The sequence below is a fragment of the Paenibacillus sp. LS-5 genome (assembly GCF_056121505.1).
The window spans coordinates 126,578-146,841 of record NZ_JBWAVA010000006.1 but is presented as its reverse complement, the minus strand read 5'-3'; the positions used below and the strand labels follow the sequence as shown (position 1 = coordinate 146,841).

Here is a 20,264-nt window from a genome sequence, read left to right as displayed (position 1 = left end):
TTAAATATTTTTACATTAATAGATTGTGGAAGGCCGCTACCGGAACTAATTCTTTGGTAACTCCCGACCGTGGCACCGTAAGCAACTCCGGGGCCACGGCGAGAATCATCATGACTAAAGTTATGGATTAAGTTCATTTACTTCCCGGATGATCTGCTCTCCTCCTTGCTTCATCCACTCGGTTGCAAACTGGTCAAAAGCATCCAGAGGAGCAGCGCCGAGAATGATCTTCAAAAAGGTCTCATCTTCAAGCCGCTGGAGCTTGGACCACCTGCTCTCCATCGTTGGGGTCTGGGTATAGGTGGCACTGAATATTCCCTTAATCTCATTGTCTACAAGCGGTGATCCGCCAACCATTAAAGAGTAGGCACGAATCCACATAGCCCTGTTCTTGTTAGGATCCCAATACTGTATATCATATTTGTCGTAAGGTCCAAGCTTGACAGATCCGATATCCCGGATATCGGATTGAAGCATTTTATATTCAGGCTTATCCAGGAAATCTTCAGCAGTTTTAGTCCCTGCAAAGACATGCCGGAGTGCTTTTACTTCATATTCCGTCTCATCAGCTGCCGCATAAGTTAACCGTAGAGGATACTCCGTAGGACCTCTTTCGGTGGTGAAGGTCCCTTCGCTTTCCCCAAGCACCAGATTATTAAGGATTAACATCGCTGCTTCAGGATGCTCATACCCTTTACGGACAACCACAAACTGACTTGTCGTTGTACTCATATGCGGCCGATACTTGCCGTCCAGGTCAAGCGGAAGCGCGTATGCCTGCCAATTAGCCTCGGGATCGTTCTTGATTGCATCATCTATCGGCCCATAGGGCGCCCACCAAGGTGCGAAAAACATCCCGGTCTTACCGGCGGAAATGCGTTCACCCGGATCTTCTCGCACTCCCATTTCCGGATCTATCAGACCCGCAAGATACATTTCCCTTAACTTTCCTAAGGCTTCCTTCGTCTCCGGCTGAATGGAGCCGTATATCACCTTACCGTTATTCTTCAGCCAATAGCCCGGATATGCTTTATACGCCGCAAAAATACCGTCAAAACCATACAGCGTGTTGGTAGAATGCAGAAAATTCGCATACAGCTTCCCTGTCGAGCTGGGTCCGGCCAATCCTATGGTATCCGGCTTATGATTACCATCTGGATCTTGTTCAACAAAAGCGCGGGCAACATTTTCAAACTCCTCCATCGTTTGAGGAGGTTCCAGATGAAGCTTGTCTAGCCAATCTTTGCGGAGCCATAAGAGATGAACCCCATCTGCGTATAGCTGCACATTGGGAAGAGCAAGTATTCTTCCGCCAAACGTTACACTGTTCAGAGCTTCTCCATTAGTACTGCCGACAATTCGCTTGATAACTGGCGAGGCATACGTATTATAAACCTCTGTGAGATCCGCTAGCTGATCAGCCTCAACCATCTCTTTAAGCTCTACAGGACCTACAACCATCGCATCCGGCAAATCACCGCTGGCAATGGCCAGACTTACTTTCTGATTATAATTTGCTGGCGAGGCTTTAAAGGAGTAATCGATAATGATATTCAAGTTATTCTTGATATTTCGCGTATATTGATTATCAACAAGGGTTTCACCTTCCAGCAACGATTTGGTAGACTCGACAGTGGTGCCAATATGGATAGTAATAGGCTCCTTATATTTACCTGATGAATCGGGAAGCAGCCTGGACTGTTGAACGTTGTTTGAGATGGAATGCCTGTTTGTACTGCACGCGCTTACAGTTATCAGCATGACGATCAGGAGAACGATCCCATGGGTTCTCTTCATCTTTCCTTCCCTTCTCTCAGTAATGGTACCTTGTTAACTGAGTATATATGATAGGAGCGTATTCGTAATAAAAAGCGGATGTCAGTTTAGGTAGAGATATGGGGGAAGATTGTGCCAGATCAGTAGACATTTCTCCCCCTATAAATCGGACATTTGCACTCCGGACTGAGCAGCTTGTCGATATTCACTCGGAAGCATGCCCGTTTTCTCAAAAAACACACGACTGAAGTATTTCTGGTCCGTATACCCCGTATGCTCGGAAATCCACTGCATGTTCTTTTGCGTATACTTCAAATATTCCTTTGCCTTATCTATGCGGATTGAACGCAGATACTCATTGAAGGTCATGCCAATTATGTCTTTGAAGCACTGGCTGAAATAGCTGCGGCTCATGTTCACTCGTGTAGACAGTCCGGAAGCGGTGACAGAATCGGCCAACTCTTCATGCATAATTTGTACTGCCCTTGCGATGCATTCCTTGACTTCTGACGAATATTGGGATTTTCCTATAGCAGTAGCTAATGATGCTCTCACCTGATATAACCACTCCTCCACTTCGAACCAAGCACCGAAGGTAGCTGGCAGTTCGATTTGCTGCTTGGTTACCGAAGTATAGATTCTGTTCCAAGCAGGGAGCAGTGAATTCAGAAAGGCCACCAAACGACCAGGTGGCAATGCCACCTTTTTTATATGCTCCAGAAAGCTGTCAAACTCGGATTTCCGATGTACCCAGCCAAGCGCTAGCCCATGCTTCTTCAATTCCGTCAGCTCTCCTTCGTTAACTACCCGAGGTAAGGAAAATTTCTCTTTGTTCACATCATCTTGCTTGGATACGGGAATAGAATCATAGAAGTTGATCTGGTTCTCTTCCAGCCCTTCTCCTGCAACCAGAATCGCATGCTTTGTTTTCTCTTCCATAACTCTTGCTCTGATTCTGCCCATAACCTCATCATAATTGTCCGTCTCCAGCTCAACTTTGGCTATATAATCAATAGCCCCTAGTCTCAGACAATCTTGTATATATTCAAAATCCTGATGAAGCGTAAGCACAACTATTGATATTCGGGGATATTCCTTCCGTACAATCCGCATGAGTTCCATCCCTGACATGACAGGCATCGCCAGATCGGTAAGTAATAAATCCACATTTTGTCCGGCTAGGAACTCCAAAGCCTTTTCGCCATTCTTGGCTTCACCCACCACTTCCATGCTGTATTCGTTCCAGGGAAGCATCGATATGAGCCCTTTCCGCACCAGATTATCGTCATCCACAATCAGAACTTTAATCATTTGGCAACACCTCCAAACTTGGTAATTTCAAATAGACCGTCGTTCCTTTGCCTAGCTCACTTTGTATTTCCAGACTGGCTAGGTTACCATATTGATTCTCAATCATTCGTTTGACATAGTTCATTCCTATACCCATACCCGCCCGCTGCTGTTCAACCTGCTTCTGATGAAGCAGATTTCCGATTTCCTCTTCTGAAATGCCCGCTCCGTTATCATAGACAGATATAATAATCTGTCCCTCAACCTTCCCCACTTCCAGCTGGATATATCCCTCATCATGCAGCCCATGGTAGAGCGAATTCTCCAGAATCGGCTGTAAAATAAATCTTGGAACTGTGATATCCAGCACATCATCATTCACATGAATCCGCACATCAAAGACGAAATCATACCTTACCTGTTGAAGCATTAAATACTGTCTAACAGAATCAACTTCCTCACGTATAGTTGAGACTTGCCCTCTTTTGCCCAGATTGTAATACAACAGCTTGTTAAGCGAGATCACCAGCTTGTCGATCTCCTTTTGTCCGTTCATCGCCGCCAGCCAGTGGACAGTATCCAAGGTGTTCATCAGGAAATGTGGATTAATTTGATAAAGTAGCTTTTCTACCTCTAAATTCGCTTTTCCCTTTTCTTTGAGCTCTACTTCCTGGATCAGCTCTAATATTTGGTTTTTCATATTTTGTAGCTGTTTGAGCAGAAAATCGAACTCCGGTATTTTGATACGCGGAACCTCAATAGTAGCCGTATTCTTTTGTGTAATTGATTTAATCGTGTGATTAAATTGCTGTAGTGGAACATAAACCATTTTCCAAAGAAACCAAGCCATTAGAAGATTGACAGCAAGAAACAGTAAAAACAAATAGATTATTTGCATAACCCAACGGTTCTTTTCCTTGTTGTATTCGTCTTTTGGAATGAGCGAAACGACACTCCATCCCTGATTGCTTATGCTCTCAAACCAATAATATCCGTTCTCTAACCCTGAACCATTATTTCCCTCACTATCATTAAAGTAACGGTTCATGGCAAAATCTACAGGCACATCGCTGTATGCAATTCTCTTGTCGTTATCCAGAATCAGATAGTATGAAGTATCCTCAAGCTTACTTTCAAAGATTGAAGGGGTCATCTTAAATCCTGACTCAACGTACACATACATATCATCAGGATCCCCGGGTAGATCCACTTTACGGAGAGCTGAAACCACATACTCATCATTATAGCGTTCATTGCTGACATGAGGTCCAAAGTAAGAGATTCTAAAATACTCGGCAAGCAGTGGTAACCCGTTAATCTTATAATCCTCCTTCACAATAGAGCTGTTGAACATATAAGACCCTTTGACTTGGGAATAGTACATCATCAAACCAATCGTGGGATTTGTAAATGAGATCAGATTCAACTCCGTATTAATTTCTTCTGTCAGTACAGCTCGTTCATATTGGTTGCCAGAGGATAACAGAGAATCTACCTTCTTGCCGATGCTGCCTTGCAGTGCTAGCTGCTGGGAGACGTGGTTCAGGTTGCTAATTGTTCTTTCAAGAGACAGTTCCGCCTGCTTCAAATTGCTGCGCACACTACTCTCTAGATTACCGGCCAGAATCGAAGACATCGTATGATAAGAGAGCAGTACGACACAAATAAAGGGAACCAAGGTGCCGCTCGCAAATATAAACATGATCCTCTTTTTCATTGTTGCCTGTTGAAGATAATTCATTATCAGGTTAAATCTTCTTCCCTTCACTGATACACACCCTCTCTTGCAGCAACTACACTCTTCTATTATTGCACCTATTATTAAGCATATTAAAGAGTTACACCTGCAAGCGCTCACAAAAATGAAATTGAATTCTCATTAATGTTAATTCAACAAGAAAAGCAGCTTATCTAAAAATAAGCTGCCCCATCTTACTTGCTTCATAAGTATAATAAAGGTTGACATTACGCACTTAGATGAAAATATTTCTATCGTATCTAATCGCTCACGTTTCAACATACGAAAATCCGTTATAACGATATAGGGACTCAGCTCTAGTGTCATATGGTAACCATTAACACCATCATTGGCACAGACAACGTCTTAGCATTCAGGCAAAATGCGTTTGATTATAATCTTTAAACCTTTACCTACACTTTTTTGAAGTCCTCCCGGTTTTACCCAAGCTTATCAAGCTAACTCATTTTATACTTTTCTCAATGCCTCAACACACTCTTCTCTCCTTGCCGCAGGAACCACAAAATCAAAATATGTTTCTTCTTTCTCGTCTCCCCGTACTAAATGGATAAACTCCTGTCCAAGAAGTTCTATTCTTTGGCGGGCTTGAGGGAGTTGCTTAAGACTTTCAATCATAAAATCAATAAATGCTTTTGACAGTGGGGCACGATCATGACAGGTATATATAGAAGTAAAATCTAAATTTTTGATTCTCACTAAATCATGGATTAACCGGTCGAGCGGAACCCATTTCCCCAGTCCATATAACAAGCGTCTGGCGATCGTATCACTGGTGAATAAAGATTTTGTTTTTTCATCCAATAACAAGATACTTCCGTCTGTATGCCCAGGCACATGAAAAATACGAATAGCATGGCCATTGCCGATATCCATAACATCTCCTTCTTGCAGATAATGAATGTTTTCTGGAATGCCCTCGTATGCATTTAATCCGTATTCTCCCTTGAGGAGTCCCTCATCATCGGGATGAATCCAGCATTCATCAAACTCATTTAGCTGGTATATATGATCGGGGTGAGTATGGGAGAGCACCAATTGTACCGGTGTTTGTGCGATTTGTTCTGCAAAAGCTTTAAACCCCGGCAACGGTAGCGCCGAATCAATTAATAGTGAAATTTCTTTCCCCTTAATCAACCAGGAATTCCCTGTAGGACTCCCAAACTCTAAGCTGCGGCCCCAGTGGACTCCGTTCTCTACAACTTCGCATCCGATTAAATAAATATCCGGTTTAACTTCTACGGCAAAAAAACCAGCTGAATCTTCATATTCTATATACATCATAAGTATAAGATTAGCTCCTTTCAGAAATATGTATTTTGAGTTTGAGAAGAATGTCGAAAATCCCTAAATCTATCCTACAGAATTTTTGATTTGCCAACTATTGCTTTGACGACTTTGTAATATTGGTTAGACGACTTTTACAGAAAAACACCTTTCATTCATATCCCGAATTAACTTGGACATAAACTGAAAGGTGCTTTAAATTCTACCCAGAGAGATAATTCCTCGATAATCTCATCTCATACGAATATTTTATTCACTTTCCATATACCGTTCCAGATACTCATTTAACTTTTTTATATATTTCGCATAAATCTTAGTGTCATTTTGCAGACCATGTCCCGAATGGGGAAACTCGAAATAATCGTGAGGGACATTGTTTACCTCCAAAGCTTTAACCAGATGTCTTACTGATTTAAAGGGAGCTACTTTATCGTACTTTCCATAGGCAACCAATGAAGGTACAGAGTTCTCATCAATCCACATATACGGTGAAATATCTTTAATTGCTTCCTCATACTTTGGCGTTCCTATCATATCGGTTGTGATGGTGTTGCCAGACATCAAGCTGAATAAATCTGCCGCTGCCTCTGGACTCTTATCTAAACCGTAGGTGGTCCAGTCCTCTGGATAAAAACTGGGCGGTCCAACCATCTCAAAGACCATTTTAACAGGGAGTGGAGAGGTAGCTGCGTCACGGTAGGCATACAATAGCGCCAGAGTCCCGCCCGCTGATCCACCGGATATCGCCATTCTATCCAAACTGTAGCCTAATTTTTTAGCTTCTGCTTTTATAACAGGAATGCTGCTTTTGATTTCCTGAGACATATTATATACGCTGGCTTCGGGGTTAGCATCATTACGCAGCGTATAATTAATTCCTGCGGCGACATAACCTTTTGAAGTGAGCCATTTCAGCATATTGGCATCATCGCTTTTGTCACCGGTTGAGAAGCCACCAGCATGAAGATATACCACAAGACCGTAAGTTTTCTTTGTATTGTCCGCTGGAACATACAGGTCAAATTTGTTCTGCTCTTTTTTGTCGTATGCAATATCTGTATATACACGGCCAACAGATTCATTCCAGTCCACCTGCATTTCTCCAGACAGTGGATTATATGTCATTTTAATGATGGCCGAAGCCGCAAATGCAGCAATGAAAGCTCCCACGTATATAAATCCCCATAATACTCTTTTTTTCCCTGTCTTTTTGTTATTCATAAAAAGTTACCTCCGAACAGTGTGCCACCGAGTAAAGTATTCAAAAATACCCGAACCGCAAGCCTTCCCAAAACAGCGGCTACGATAATAACAGCAACTAAAATAACGACGCGCTTTTGTCTAAGTGTCATCTCTTAATCCCCTTTCTAATTTAACCGTTGACAATTTACATGCAACAGCTGTAACTTTTTTTGTGTTACAAATGTATCATCGTATAAAGTCAGAATCAATACCAGAGAAGAAAATGATACAGAAAGGTGAATATGTAACAAGATCTAACAAAGATATTCTAACCTTATTAAATTATTAAATACGCGAAGAGGGCATCGGAAACGAGATCCGGTGCCCTTTTTCACAGTTAAATCAGTTCTGACTTTTTCAGTAACCGCTGTACAATTGCTGTGGCTTCGGCTTTTGTGATAGGAGCCTGAGGAGCAAGAACAGAGTTATCTCTGCCTATGATGATACCTGCATCAGAGCAATCCTTTATTCCGTCTTTTGCCCATTCTGATATGTTCTCCGAATCGGTAAATGGATCCAACATGGAGTTGGTTGACAGCTCGCCAAGCTTATTTTTCAGACCTGTAATTACCATAGTCTTGGATGTAATAGTCATTGCTTCTTCCCTTGTTATCTTGGCATACGGCCGGAACAATCCATCCTTAAATCCGGTAATAAAGCCAAAGGCGTATGCAGTCTGAATCTTATCGTAATACACATCAGATCGGCTTACATCACCAAACGGGACATATCCTCCTTCATGCTGTAGCCCCAGCCCTTTCGTCAGGATAGCCACAAATTCAGCCCTGGTTATTTCCTGGTTCGGATTAAATCGGTCATTGGTGGCTTCATCCAGAATCATACGGGCACTCAAGTCACTGACCACATCTTCCGCCCAATGATTTAATATATCGCTAAAGATAATCCGGTGTGACACCATGGAATAAAAACCACTATTTAAACTGCTTATTTGAGCGTAAACCTTCCCGTCTCTAACAACAATTTTGGTGGGTACATGGCGTACCGTACCGTTAGGTTCAATGGCAATTCCTGTGGTAATCGATTTGGGATCCGTATTTTCAGGAATGGCAATAAAATGTTCAACAAAAGCATTAAAGCTTGTAATTTCTATTGTTATGCCTTCATGTAAAGCTCTAACTCTAAATTCAGCCGGAGAGCCTATGAGCGTAAATCCACCAATTTTTGCGGCATTCTTAACGATAGACATTGAATCCTGTCCAGGTTTCGAGATTTCAATCTGTATTGTAACATCGTTAAGATCTTTATTGGAGGCACTGCCAACCTGATTGGATAGAGCCTTGATGATATGTTGAACTGGAAGTTTGATGCCAGCGCGATCCGTGCGAAGTTCCAAAACCGCATTTTTATTTCCCAGTGCGGCGATGGTTAGATCGTTTAACTCAACTACTGCGACTTCGGTATTCATAGTCATAGGAATCGTAAGAACTGCTCCTTGTCCTGTTGTTGCAAGCAGAGCTTCAATTCTCTTCTGATCGAGTTTGACTGTAGCGACACTTTGGCCATTTCGCTTTGTTGTGGTAGTGGTTCCCAGCTTCGCCAAATCTGGATCCACAGCGACAGAATCAATACCTCCAGCAGACGGGTTCGCTGGAGTTTCTGATGCAACGACATTGGTAATCGCGCTTACTACATTCGAGTTACCTGTATTCGCGCCACCAGTGACAACCAACCGAAAATCATAGCCGATTCCTGGATTCAATCCTGTGACAATTGCGCTTATGGCATCCGTCGCAATCGTCCCCATCAAGCTAGCCGACCAGAGATTTTTCCCCGCCGGCGACTGCTCTATCGTCAATTTCGTTGCTCCTCTGGCAGCAGCCGGCCAATCGAATGTAGCTGTGGTTGTTGTTGTTGATTTTACCGTGAAGTCGACAATGGTTGTGGTTCCGTTGAAATATTTCTCTGCATACTCAAGTGACTTATCAAAAAACATTTTGGCTTCTTCAGGATCAGCATAAAACCCATGAATCGATTTGGGGAATGTAAATAAATCATTCCTGATGTTCTTGTTATCCAGATATCCCTTTAACGTTTTCCCATTGTTTGGATTCTGTATATAATCAATCTTGGAGTATCCCATCACAGTGGGTAAACCCCCATTTGTTTGAACGTAGTGTACAGGAGACATGGAATTGATATAGAATTCCTTTTCTTCCTCTGTTAAATTCGGATTATTCACCGCCCCCGTTAATAAAAGGGCATACAGCGGGCCAGCACCCGGCTGAGTCATCATGCTGCGATCCGGCCAGGTTTCATCCCCATACCAGGCGGATTCATGCATATCTACCGGACCTACCTCTTCCACCACAAACTTTACTGGTAAAACCACACTTGTATCGAAGTATGGCATATCACTTCCCCTGGAATACGCATAGTTCATCGCAATATTTCCTCCGGAAGAGCCACCAAACATAGCAATCTCTTGAATATTCCAGCCATGCTCATCGGATAATTCCTTTAGCTTTTTTATGCTGTCTTGAACGTTATTCAACATATCGTAAACGGTTACTTCAGTTTTTTGAGTAGTCTCATTAACAAAAGCATTTCGCATATTTATAGCAACTGACACATATCCTGCGGAAGCAAAAGGCTCTGCTACACCCTCCATTCCTTCCTTAGTGCCACCGGTCCAGCCTCCCCCGTAAATAAGAATGAAAGCACCGTTATTTCTACTGGTATCTATATTTTTGGGTACAAATATATCCATTTTTGTACTTGGATCCGATTCATCGTTTCCATACGAAATATCTTTCATTACGTTGTAAGCAACTGTTGGCGCTTCCTCCTGAGGGGGGGCAACCACCTCTTGATCTATGGAGAACACTTCACTTAAAACAAAAGAAGATGTTCTGGATAGCGAGCCATTTTCCAAATTCATCTTAAAGGTATCATCCTTCGTTTTAACAGTTGTGTTCTCAATATCAACCGTGTAAGAATCAGACAATACGTTTACTGTCTGCTGTTGATTGGTGTTAACACTTTTAAAAGCGTCATATAATGTATTTGATAATTTATATGCAATCCATACTTTTCCATCCGGATAGAAAGTAACACTTGCACTTTCATAAATATCGCCAACTTTTTGTAAACTTGCCAATGCCGTCTTAGCTTCATCGGTCATCATATTCATCATAAAGTTTGCAAGAGGTGAATATTCCAGAGTTCCATTCAAATCAATCTTCTTGGAAAATGCTTGTGCAAAATATCCCTGCACATTTAAATCAAACAATGAGGTAGTTTCAGCTGGTTTCGAATCATCTGCTGCATTGGCATATTGTCCCAACGGAAAAATAATCAAGGCAAATAGAGTAAGACAAATTAGCAGCTTGCTGTTTCTCATTCGATAACACTCTCCCTATTTCAAATTATTTGAATCTTGCAAACAAACCTCCCATGTTTTCTTATATACAGAACTCATAGGTACTTTCCCTCACCTCCCTTCAGCAAGTTGTATGTATACGTTTACATTATTTTTTTGGGGAATAGGTTGAACGCTCACACTCCGAATTTAGTATAGGCTGAGGTATTTGACAGCGATATAGAGGATTGTTAACATGCATATCGCATTTTTAAGCTGATTTAGGTAAATATATATAAGCTGGCACAATGAAAGCTTAAAAGAACAAAAAAAGCGAAAAATATATATTTTCCGCTTTTTCGTCCAGAGATTTATTCTGCGATTGCTTTCTTTTTTGGTCGGTATGGACGTTCCAGAATCTTCATTAGTGGGTCAGGATTAGGATATATCTTATTCTTAAACGTGTTATTTACCACTATAGCCGCAGCCAGATAGATTCCGATTAATCCGGCCAATAGAAGCAACCAGCCGGAAATATAAGAAAATTGACGTGATAGAATGCCTAAATCGATCAAGGCCAATAGGGGTAAAGCTACATCTAAAATAATCACGATAAGACATAAGAGCAATGGTGATTTAAAATAAGCCGGAGTAAATAACATTAATGCTAAGGATAAGCATAACCATGCCCAACCATCAATTCTGGTATCCAATATAAGCTGACTATTAATCTGATAAAATTTAAAGAGCTGTTCAAACCCGCCAACCAGCATAAAAAAAGCGCTAAAATAGAGAAAGGTATTGCCTCCGACCGTGTTCCCTTTTTTCAATTCAATTAATCCAACCATTAGCTGGATTACAAAGCCGCCTAGCAGCCACCATCCTAAAAGAGGAGCAGCATTCTCGCTCACACGCTCGGTAAATAGTGCAAAAAAGCAAAAACAGGATACCGCCAAAGCCACCAACCCTGCCGGAGCAGGATCAGCCCATGGATGATCATGTTTATTATTTTCTATCATTTTTATCCTCAATTCTGATCGCAATTTCATTCATTTCATTATTATTGGGCAATCAACCGGACAGGACCAAGAAGACCGCTCGGTTCATGCTGAGCTACACGAGAGAAAAAATCACTGATCCGCTTCGCGAGAGTATTGGTTACTTCAACGACAAGATGATTCTCTCCAGGATGAATAATCTCGCCTACGTCGAATCGGTAAGGGCTACTGATCCGGACACCGACAGATGTACCATTGATGAACACTTCCGCCGTCTCAAATACTTCTCCAAGGTCAAGGATCAATCGTTGTTGTGATATCTCATCGTAGTTAAACGAGGTTTCATACCGGAATGTCCCAGAAAACGACTCAAGGAGCCCAGGTTGACTTAAATCGGTCAGCTGTTGATACTCGGCCCACGGGATAAAATCAGGGTATTGTTCGGAAACGGCTGTTGAGACGGACCATAAGGTATCCACGGGAAACACTGCACCTTGAACTTTCAAGCTCGGTGCTGTTGCAATTGCTTCCAGACCTGCACTTGATAATACAACGATAGACTCGAAGGGAGCCAGTTCTAGCGGTATGCGGGTATAATCTCCTTCCCGCACACCACCTGATGGGCTAACCGTATTGGTGTATGCATCATAGAAAAGTGCTTGATCCTTAATTGGTAAAATGATTTCCGTATGAATCTCCTTGATTGGATGTTCATTGAAAAACATATATACCTCCATATCCTGCTGCCGGACATGATGGTAACGCAAATAAGGATGGCTGCCTTCCGTGAGTATTTCTCTAAATCCTGAATCTTGTAGCTTCTGTGCCAAATCTTCAAGCGCTACGTTCTGTACTTGTTTGCTGCGTTTCAATTGCTCAAGGTATTCCTCACTGCCGCCCTCACTCGTTCTTGCCGGCAGTCCGTCAACAAAGTAAATAGGCAATCCGTTATTCGTTAACTCTGTGAATCGCTGCAACACTTCAACCGGAAGGGCTTCACTGTAAGGAACAACCAAACAGTCATATGATTCATTCAATATAATCAGTTTACCGTTGTGAACTGACGCATCCTCACGAATCAAATCACATGGCACCACATCGCAGTCAATTTGAGCACGCATCAGTTCTTTAACCGGTTTATGAAAGTACATATAATGACCTGACCATTCCGCCTCAGCGTGATATAAAACAGCGGCCGAAGCGACATGAATTCCTCCAGTCAAAAGGTGCGACATCCGATTCGTATAATCGTTTAAATATTTGTAATAGCGGTACTGCGGATTTTGTCCCCGGGCGTACATGTGTGGAGGACAATCCGGGTCCGGAAATTCCTTTGGTGAAAAAGCATGCGGAACGAAATGATTTACACCGCGCACCAGCATATGGTCAGTCATCCACTTCATCAGCTTCAAGCCTTCCACCCATCCGTATGCCCCGAAGACTTCAGCCACCGTTCTGCCCTTTTTTTTCGGATCAAGATGTGCCAGTGAGGCTGCCATCTTGGCGAGACCATAGTTAAAAAACTCGTTATCCGCTTCACCGGCAACCCAAGCCGAAGGGATTTCATCGAACCCGGGATTGAGCTGCCACAGCACAACATCTAACCCCGACATATCCTGCCCTCCCAGAGCTCTGAAGAAATGTCCGCTGCCAGGGCCTAATCGCGAGTGCGTATTATTATCTTCGATCACATGACCGATATATTCAACATTCCGTTCTCTACACCAATCACCGATTTGAGTGGTAAAATGTTTAGCATACAGAGAACTTACCAGGTCCATATAGCAATAACGTATCTTTGAAGTTCTTTCCTTACCGCCAGCTTGCCACAGCAAGGGCAAAAGTTTTTTATAATCAGCACCTAATTCTTGTTCAAGCAACCGTCCCAACTCTGGACACCACGGCAAATCTGCCTTATCCTGTCCAACAGTAATGTCAAAGTTGGTAATCACTGCGCTCTTGCCGCTGTAAAATCCCGGCTCATCCGAGAAAAATCCGGCAAAAGTATCGCCGAAGTATTCCTGGTAACGCGAATAAAAGGCTTCGTATACAGTGTCGATCAAGACTTTGGTCGATTCGCCTACCAGCGGATTTAAATAATCCCGTTTGGAGGGATCACCTCCGGTAGCATTCTCAAAAATCGAAAATATTCTCCAGCAGCCATCAGGCACATCCCAATACAATCTGCCTTTTACCACATGAGATGTCAGATCAAAAGTCTCCTCCATTAATTCACCAGTTATCGAATCTCGTTTGACTGCAATAACTGTCAAATTGGATGACACGGCCTCATAGACTCCGGGAAGATGGGGAACGGCAACGAGAAAGGAAGCATTGCGCTTGGGTCCAATTGCGTCAATATGCAGCTTCGATAAAAATACACGGCGCAAATCATGCGATGCATCCTTTAACCGGCCCGCGGCATTACCTGTCGGGAAATGATCGTCATCGAGTACCCAGACCCGCATTCCGCGAGTGCTGGCTTCCTCTATAATTACATCCATGTCTCGCCACCATTTAGGTCCCAGAAAGTCTGGATGGGGTCGCGCTTCTACACATACTGCGCCTATGCCCGATTCGTAAATACGGGCCATTTCTTCCCGCAGCACCGCCTCATCTTCCCCGTGCTGCCAAAAAAAAGGTAATATATAGTTGGCTTCTTTTCCGGATAAAACTTCATTTAATTTGTTTGGCATCGCCTGACTTATCCCTTCGGTATTGTTATAAATGAAACTTGTCGGACAGACAATCTACTGAATTCCCACCAACATAGACCGCAAACTCACCTTCTTCTACAACATAGTTCATATTCGCGTCGTAGTAGCCCAGTTTTTGATAGGACAATTGAAAAACGACTTCTTTTGTTTCTCCCGCTTGGATGGATACCTTTGCAAAATCAACTAATTGCTTTATCGGTCGTACCCGTGCTGCCACAAGATCCCGGATGTAGCATTGAATAATTTCAATTCCCTCACGATGTCCGGTATTCGTCACCTTAACATTTACCTTGACACCTTCCTCCTCCCTACTCACAAAAAGATCCGAATAGACAAACGTCGTATAACTTAAGCCATATCCGAAAGGATAAACGGGTGTAAGCGGTGTATCCAAATATTTAGAGGTGAATTTGCTCTTCCCTCCTGGCCGTCCTGTATTTATATGTGCATAATACACCGGACATTGCCCGCTGGAATAAGGGAAAGTGGTGGTTAGTTTGGCTGATGGATTCACCTTGCCGAACAATATATGCAATAGAGCATTCCCGGCTTCGACGCCCGGGTGCCAGGCTTCAATAATTGCCGGTACATTGTCCGCTACCCACGGGATTGCCAAGGGTCTTCCGTTAAACAGAATGGCGATTACCGGTTTCCCGGTTTTGATTAATGTTTCCAACTGATGAATTTGTTTTGCTGACAGCTCAATTGAAGCACGACTGGCCGCTTCTCCGCTCTGATTCTTCATTTCTCCGACAGCGGCTACATAAACTTCGCAATCTTCCGGGATGGCTGTATGATCATCGAAGTAAATATAGTCAATGCCTTGGATCAGGCAAGCATCGATCAGGCTCACACAGTCCTCACCGTTTGCTTTAATGGCCCAGGCACCTGTCATTTCCTCCCGATTCCTGGCCAACTCACCGTAAATACCTACCTTCATCCCTTGTTTCAGAGGTAGCACATCGTTATTTTTCAACAGAACGATTGATTTTTCGGCAGCTTCCCTGGCCAATGCACGGTAAGCAGGCTTTAGCATGGCATCTTTCTCGCGTTCTTCAGATGTACGATAAGGATGATCAAATAACCCCATCTCGAATTTGACTCTCAGTACATCAGCTACAGCTCTGTCCAGGACCTCAACATCCATCTTGCCTTCAGCAATCAGCCCAGCCAATGATTCACTGTACACATTTGAAGTCATATCGATATCGAGTCCGGCTTTAATGGCCTGCCTGGCGGCATCAGCTTTATTCTCTGCAATTCCATGAGTGACACATTCAGCAATTGCATTAGCATCACTAATTGTTACACCGTTAAATCCCCACTGCTTGCGGAGAACATCCGTGAGCAGCCAAGGGTGCACACTACACGGAGTTCCGTTAATATCATTAAAGGCCGGCATGACCGCTTTGGCACCGGCTTTAACACAAGCCTCGAATGGCGGGAGATACTCTTCGAATAGACGTTGCATGGACATATCCACCCGGTTGTAATCTTTCCCAGCTTCCACAGCTCCGTAAGCCGCAAAATGCTTAACACAGGCCGCCAAAGCATCTGTATTTGTCAAATCATTACTTTGGAATCCTTTCACCTTCGCAGCACCATAAAGCGAAGAAAGCAATACATCTTCTCCAGCACCTTCACTGACACGGCCCCATCTGGCATCCTTGGATACGTCTACCATCGGAGCAAAGGTCATATGAACGCCTCCGGCAGTTGCTTCTTCCGCCGCCATTCTCGCTGTTTGTTGCCAAAGCTCCGGATCCCATGCGCAGCTTTCCGCCAGCGGGATAGGTGTAACCGTACGGTATCCATGAATGACATCGTAACCAAATAAAAGCGGGATACCCAAGCGGGTTTCGGTTACCGCTATTTTCTGAAGTTCATTCGAAGTTTTTGCGTCATTAATTCCGTTATAAGAACCGATTTTCCCTGCACGTAAATCCTCCTTATGAAAATCTTGTTTAGCGTTGCCCATCATGTTCTGAAACTCGGCTTTACTGATTCTACCGTCGAACACCATGTTGACCAGTTCTTCAAAGCTTACATCAAACGCTCCTACTAAAGAGGGACCACACTGTTGAAGCTGACCCACCTTTTCCTCAACAGTCATCTTCTTTAACAAGGCTTGAATTTTATGCTCAAAGTTATTCGTCAATAATCCCACCTGCTTAAATCGATATTTTTGAATATTAGCTACCCTACTCCTTCACAGCACCGATCACAATCCCTTTGGTAAAGAACTTTTGGAGCAAGGGATAGATCAGCAGAATCGGCAGCGCACCAATGAAGATTTGAGCGGAAGTGAGCGACACGAAACTGTATTTCGCCGCTTCTTTCGCGTTATTCACATCAATGCTTGGCATGGAAATCACTGCTTTTAAGAAGGTGCTTAGCGGGACGTTATCAGGCTTCATATAGAGTTGTCCCATTAGCCATTCGTTCCATACCCCTACCACGGTGAACAGCCCCACGGTTGCCATAACCGGCAGCGACAAGGGAAGCATCACTCTCAGATACACCTTCCAGTGCCCCGCACCGTCAATATAAGCTGCTTCTTCTAGCTCTTTCGGCAAAGCCTTAAAAAAGTTCATAATCAAAATGATGTTAAATACATTTACCATTGTAGGTAAAACTAGCGCCCAGATTGAGTTATACAGGCCAATCTTCGTTACTACCAGATACGTGGGAATCATCCCTCCGTTAAAGAGCATTGACACGATAAAGAATCCGACAAACAAGGGATAGCCCGCAATTCCGCTGCGTCCGCCGCCTTTGGATAGCACATATGCTGCCATACTGTTAATGAGCAGTCCCAGCGTCAAACTCAAAACGGTCCGCTGCAGCGATACCCAGAGCGAGCTTATTAACTGGCTGTCTTCCATCGCCTTACTATAGGAATTAAAGTTCAGCCCAATCGGCCAGAAGGTAACTTGATTCGCTGAAACCGCGGCGCTGGAGCTTAAGGATACCGACAAAATATGGACAAACGGCAGAACGCAGATCGCCGCCAGTGCGATCATGGCTACACTATTGATTAATTGAAAGGTATTAAATTTCGCTTTTGTATGCATAACTTCACTCCTTAAAAAATCTTGTATCCGGCTAATTTGTATGCGAGGCGGTATCCACCCAGGATCAGGATCAGACCCACCACAGATTTGAACAAACCTATTGCCGTTCCGAAACTGAAATTTCCTCCGATCAAGCCGATGCGGTACACAAAGGTATCAATAATATCCCCGCTTTCATAGACCAGCGGATTGTACAGATTAAAAATCTGATCAAACCCTGCATTAAGCACGCCCCCCAGGCTGATGGTCAGCATGACGCACACGGTGGGGACCAGGCTGGGGAGAGTGATATTCAGCATTTGTTTGAGTTTTCCGGCTCCGTCGATTTGTGCAGCTTCGTATAGTGCAGGATTGATGCCTGCCAAGGCTGCCAGATAGATGATCGACCCGTACCCGAATTCCTTCCAGACCTCCGTCACCACGACGGTCGGTACAAACCACTGGTTACTGCCCAGAAAGAACACCGGTTCGAAACCCAGAGCCTGCAGCAGTTGGTTTACCATTCCATACTCCGGATTGAGCAATTGAATGAATACGCCGCCAAGCACAACCCAGGAAATGAAGTGAGGGAGAAACACAAAGGTCTGAACCGATGTGCGCAGAAATTTATGCTTCACTTCATTGATCAGCAGTGCAAAACCAAGAGTACTGCACATGATAAAAATTAATTTGAGAAGCGAGATCTTTAAGGTGTTCCAAATGACTTGCAGACTGTCGGGATACTCAAACAGAAACTTGAACTGGTCGAGTCCGACCCACGGAGACTTGGCGATTCCCAGATGGGGTTTATAATCCTGGAAAGCCATTAACAGCCCGCTCATCGGTGCATACACAAAAATGACCGTCAGTACCACCGCAGGGAGAAGCATAAGGTATAGTCCCCATGTACCCTTTTGTCTGGATTGTCTTGATTTTTTTGAAGCAACAGCAGTGTTCATACCCATAGTCTAAATCCTCCTACTTTGATTCATATCATATGTTCATTATAGGTACGGGCATTTCAGCTTGATATAAAGCAATCTAAACATGCATAACGCATTTGTAATTTATAGTCGAATTTATTCTATAGACATTGCAAGACGTTATAAGGATTCTTATAATGGGGTTACCTTGAGCTGATGCTGGAGCCTAGCAAACAATCGGAGGAATCAGAACATGTACCAACTGCTTATCGTTGACGACGAAACTTCAGTCGTAGATAGTCTGTCATTGACTGTGCCCTGGAAGGATTACGGAATTGAAGAAGTGCATTGTGCCTATTCGGCGAAAGAAGCTCTTCACATTGCCTCCAAGCATTCCATTGATATCATGATTACAGATATCCAGATGCCCGAAATGTCCGGTTTGGAATTAATTGAAGTGATGCAGCACTATTCCCGTAAAATCCGCTGCATCATTCTATCGGGGCATGACGAATTTGAGTATGCCCGAAAAGCGATGACTTATCAGACTCTGGATTATTTACTGAAGCCGATAGATTATGAAGAATTAATAAACTCCGTTAAGAAAGCGATTCAACTGGTGGAAGAGGAATGGAAGGAGGTAATTTCCCTCCAACGCATCAAGCAGACACTTGAGGTGAATCTTCCGTTATTACGATCCAAGCTGCTTAATGACCTGTTCAAAAACAAGAGTATCCGCCAGGAGGTATTGGAAGAACGTTTGACACTTGTAGATGTTCCCTTTCGATTCGATGACCCCTATATGATGATGGTTGTCCGGATGGAGGAAGATTTCTCGGGATACGACCTGCAATCCTTATCACTCCTTGAATATGCGGTGACGAATATTGCCGAAGAAGTGTTTCAGGAGCTGTTTAGTCTATGGCATTGCGTCACTGATCAGGGGTATTTGGTCTTTCTCATTAAGGGTAACCAGAATGACGCTTTACAGCTTGTAGACTCGTTTGCAGTGAAGCTGCAGAATCATGTGCAAAAATTCCTCAAAGGCTCGCTCTCCATCTGCCTGAGCAACATCGCCAGGTTTCCTGACGACCTGCAAAGCTTATATCTGGCTTCAATTAACGCTATTAACCGGAATGTAGGAAACAACAAGAGCTTCTTTCTTACCATTAATGCAAATTACGATCAGCATCCGAACTCTATTATTAACAAGTTAAATGCTCCGCCTACACTCCTGTCACTGTTGGATTCAGGCAGTTGGGACGAGGCACTCGTCAAGATTGACGATTTGCTCATTATCGACGATCAAACACATGGAGCATCGCCAGAACTTTCCCAGGATCAATTATTTACAGTGCTGCTGTACCTTTCCTCCACATTTACCCTCTGTCTACAGCCGGAGGGTTCCAGTCTTTATGAACAGATGGGACCCGAGTTTGAATTATTGCTTCACAAGAAGGGGCATCTTTCCCGACAACGGATTTATGAATGGTCCAGTAAAATGATAGCTTCTCTCAAGGCAAGAACGTCGGCTCAATTGGAAAATGCACATCAGCAGATTGCAACAAAAGTCCGTCAGTTCATCCATGAACATTTGTCCGAAGGGATTTCCCTGCAAATTATTGCCGACCATGTAGGACTCCATCCTGTGTATCTCTCAAAAATATATAAAACAGCCATGAATGAAACGATTGGCGATTATATTTTTAAGTTCCGGATGGAATGTGCCATTCATCTTCTGAGGAGCACGGACTTGAAGATTACTGAAATTAGCGACAAACTGGGTTATCAGGCTACTCCCCATTTTATTAAAATCTTTAAAGAGCATTTTGGTACGACGCCTCTGGAGTACCGTAACCGTTAAAAAGCAAACAAGAAAATCCCGGTCAATGACCGGGATAAG

The 20,264-nt window shown here is 43.4% G+C and carries 13 protein-coding genes; 1 reads left to right on the top strand and 12 read right to left on the bottom strand.

The annotated features are described in order from the left end of the window. Nucleotides 1-120 precede the first annotated feature (120 nt). The 12 genes from AC0MA3_RS11880 to AC0MA3_RS11825 all read right to left on the bottom strand — a co-directional run bounded on the left by AC0MA3_RS11880 (nt 121) and on the right by AC0MA3_RS11825 (nt 18,403). Entirely contained in the window at nt 121-1,797 is a 1,677-nt protein-coding gene (locus tag AC0MA3_RS11880; protein WP_474656340.1) for an extracellular solute-binding protein, read from the bottom strand. 138 nt (nt 1,798-1,935) lie between these two features. Next, nucleotides 1,936-3,087, bottom strand: coding sequence for a response regulator transcription factor (locus AC0MA3_RS11875; protein WP_474656339.1), 1,152 nt, complete (start codon nt 3,085-3,087; stop codon nt 1,936-1,938). Then, nucleotides 3,080-4,768, bottom strand: coding sequence for a sensor histidine kinase (locus AC0MA3_RS11870; RefSeq protein ID WP_474656338.1), 1,689 nt, complete (start codon nt 4,766-4,768; stop codon nt 3,080-3,082). The genes AC0MA3_RS11875 and AC0MA3_RS11870 overlap by 8 nt, the downstream gene beginning before the upstream one ends. A 504-nt stretch (nt 4,769-5,272) precedes the next feature. Next, entirely contained in the window at nt 5,273-6,106 is an 834-nt protein-coding gene (locus AC0MA3_RS11865; RefSeq protein ID WP_474656337.1) for an MBL fold metallo-hydrolase, read from the bottom strand. Nucleotides 6,107-6,358: 252 nt separating this feature from the next. Further along, a complete protein-coding gene (locus AC0MA3_RS11860; RefSeq protein ID WP_474656336.1) occupies nt 6,359-7,330 on the bottom strand; it encodes a prolyl oligopeptidase family serine peptidase in 972 nt (323 codons plus the stop codon). After that, nucleotides 7,327-7,461, bottom strand: coding sequence for a hypothetical protein (locus AC0MA3_RS11855; RefSeq protein WP_474656335.1), 135 nt, complete (start codon nt 7,459-7,461; stop codon nt 7,327-7,329). Before AC0MA3_RS11855 ends, AC0MA3_RS11860 begins: the two co-directional genes overlap by 4 nt. Nucleotides 7,462-7,688: 227 nt before the next feature. Then, nucleotides 7,689-10,712, bottom strand: coding sequence for an S-layer homology domain-containing protein (locus tag AC0MA3_RS11850; protein ID WP_474656334.1), 3,024 nt, complete (start codon nt 10,710-10,712; stop codon nt 7,689-7,691). A 329-nt stretch (nt 10,713-11,041) separates the two neighbouring features. After that, nucleotides 11,042-11,689 (bottom strand): acetate uptake transporter family protein, encoded by a 648-nt coding sequence (locus tag AC0MA3_RS11845; RefSeq protein WP_474656333.1) that lies wholly within the window; start codon nt 11,687-11,689, stop codon nt 11,042-11,044. Nucleotides 11,690-11,730: 41 nt separating this feature from the next. After that, a complete protein-coding gene (locus AC0MA3_RS11840; protein WP_474656332.1) occupies nt 11,731-14,364 on the bottom strand; it encodes a glycosylhydrolase-like jelly roll fold domain-containing protein in 2,634 nt (877 codons plus the stop codon). A 25-nt stretch (nt 14,365-14,389) separates the two neighbouring features. Further along, entirely contained in the window at nt 14,390-16,543 is a 2,154-nt protein-coding gene (locus AC0MA3_RS11835) for a glycoside hydrolase family 3 N-terminal domain-containing protein (protein ID WP_474656331.1), read from the bottom strand. A gap of 43 nt (nt 16,544-16,586) precedes the next feature. Beyond that, entirely contained in the window at nt 16,587-17,459 is an 873-nt protein-coding gene (locus AC0MA3_RS11830) for a carbohydrate ABC transporter permease (protein ID WP_474656330.1), read from the bottom strand. An 11-nt stretch (nt 17,460-17,470) separates the two neighbouring features. Beyond that, nucleotides 17,471-18,403 (bottom strand): ABC transporter permease, encoded by a 933-nt coding sequence (locus AC0MA3_RS11825; RefSeq protein ID WP_474656329.1) that lies wholly within the window; start codon nt 18,401-18,403, stop codon nt 17,471-17,473. 211 nt (nt 18,404-18,614) lie between these two features. On the opposite strand from AC0MA3_RS11825, the gene AC0MA3_RS11820 reads away from it, so the two are divergent. Beyond that, the gene (locus tag AC0MA3_RS11820; RefSeq protein WP_474656328.1) at nt 18,615-20,225 is read left to right on the top strand and encodes a response regulator transcription factor; all 1,611 of its coding nucleotides are present in this window, start codon (nt 18,615-18,617) and stop codon (nt 20,223-20,225) included. The last annotated feature ends 39 nt before the right edge of the window (nt 20,226-20,264 follow it).

Coding starts and splice junctions, on each gene's coding strand:
- AC0MA3_RS11880 (WP_474656340.1), bottom strand. CDS start 1,797: ATGAAGAGAACCCATGGGATCGTTCTCCTGATCGTCATGCTGATAACT.
- AC0MA3_RS11875 (WP_474656339.1), bottom strand. CDS start 3,087: ATGATTAAAGTTCTGATTGTGGATGACGATAATCTGGTGCGGAAAGGG.
- AC0MA3_RS11870 (WP_474656338.1), bottom strand. CDS start 4,768: ATGTTTATATTTGCGAGCGGCACCTTGGTTCCCTTTATTTGTGTCGTA.
- AC0MA3_RS11865 (WP_474656337.1), bottom strand. CDS start 6,106: ATGATGTATATAGAATATGAAGATTCAGCTGGTTTTTTTGCCGTAGAA.
- AC0MA3_RS11860 (WP_474656336.1), bottom strand. CDS start 7,330: ATGAATAACAAAAAGACAGGGAAAAAAAGAGTATTATGGGGATTTATA.
- AC0MA3_RS11855 (WP_474656335.1), bottom strand. CDS start 7,461: ATGACACTTAGACAAAAGCGCGTCGTTATTTTAGTTGCTGTTATTATC.
- AC0MA3_RS11850 (WP_474656334.1), bottom strand. CDS start 10,712: ATGAGAAACAGCAAGCTGCTAATTTGTCTTACTCTATTTGCCTTGATT.
- AC0MA3_RS11845 (WP_474656333.1), bottom strand. CDS start 11,689: ATGATAGAAAATAATAAACATGATCATCCATGGGCTGATCCTGCTCCG.
- AC0MA3_RS11840 (WP_474656332.1), bottom strand. CDS start 14,364: ATGCCAAACAAATTAAATGAAGTTTTATCCGGAAAAGAAGCCAACTAT.
- AC0MA3_RS11830 (WP_474656330.1), bottom strand. CDS start 17,459: ATGCATACAAAAGCGAAATTTAATACCTTTCAATTAATCAATAGTGTA.
- AC0MA3_RS11825 (WP_474656329.1), bottom strand. CDS start 18,403: ATGGGTATGAACACTGCTGTTGCTTCAAAAAAATCAAGACAATCCAGA.
- AC0MA3_RS11820 (WP_474656328.1), top strand. CDS start 18,615: ATGTACCAACTGCTTATCGTTGACGACGAAACTTCAGTCGTAGATAGT.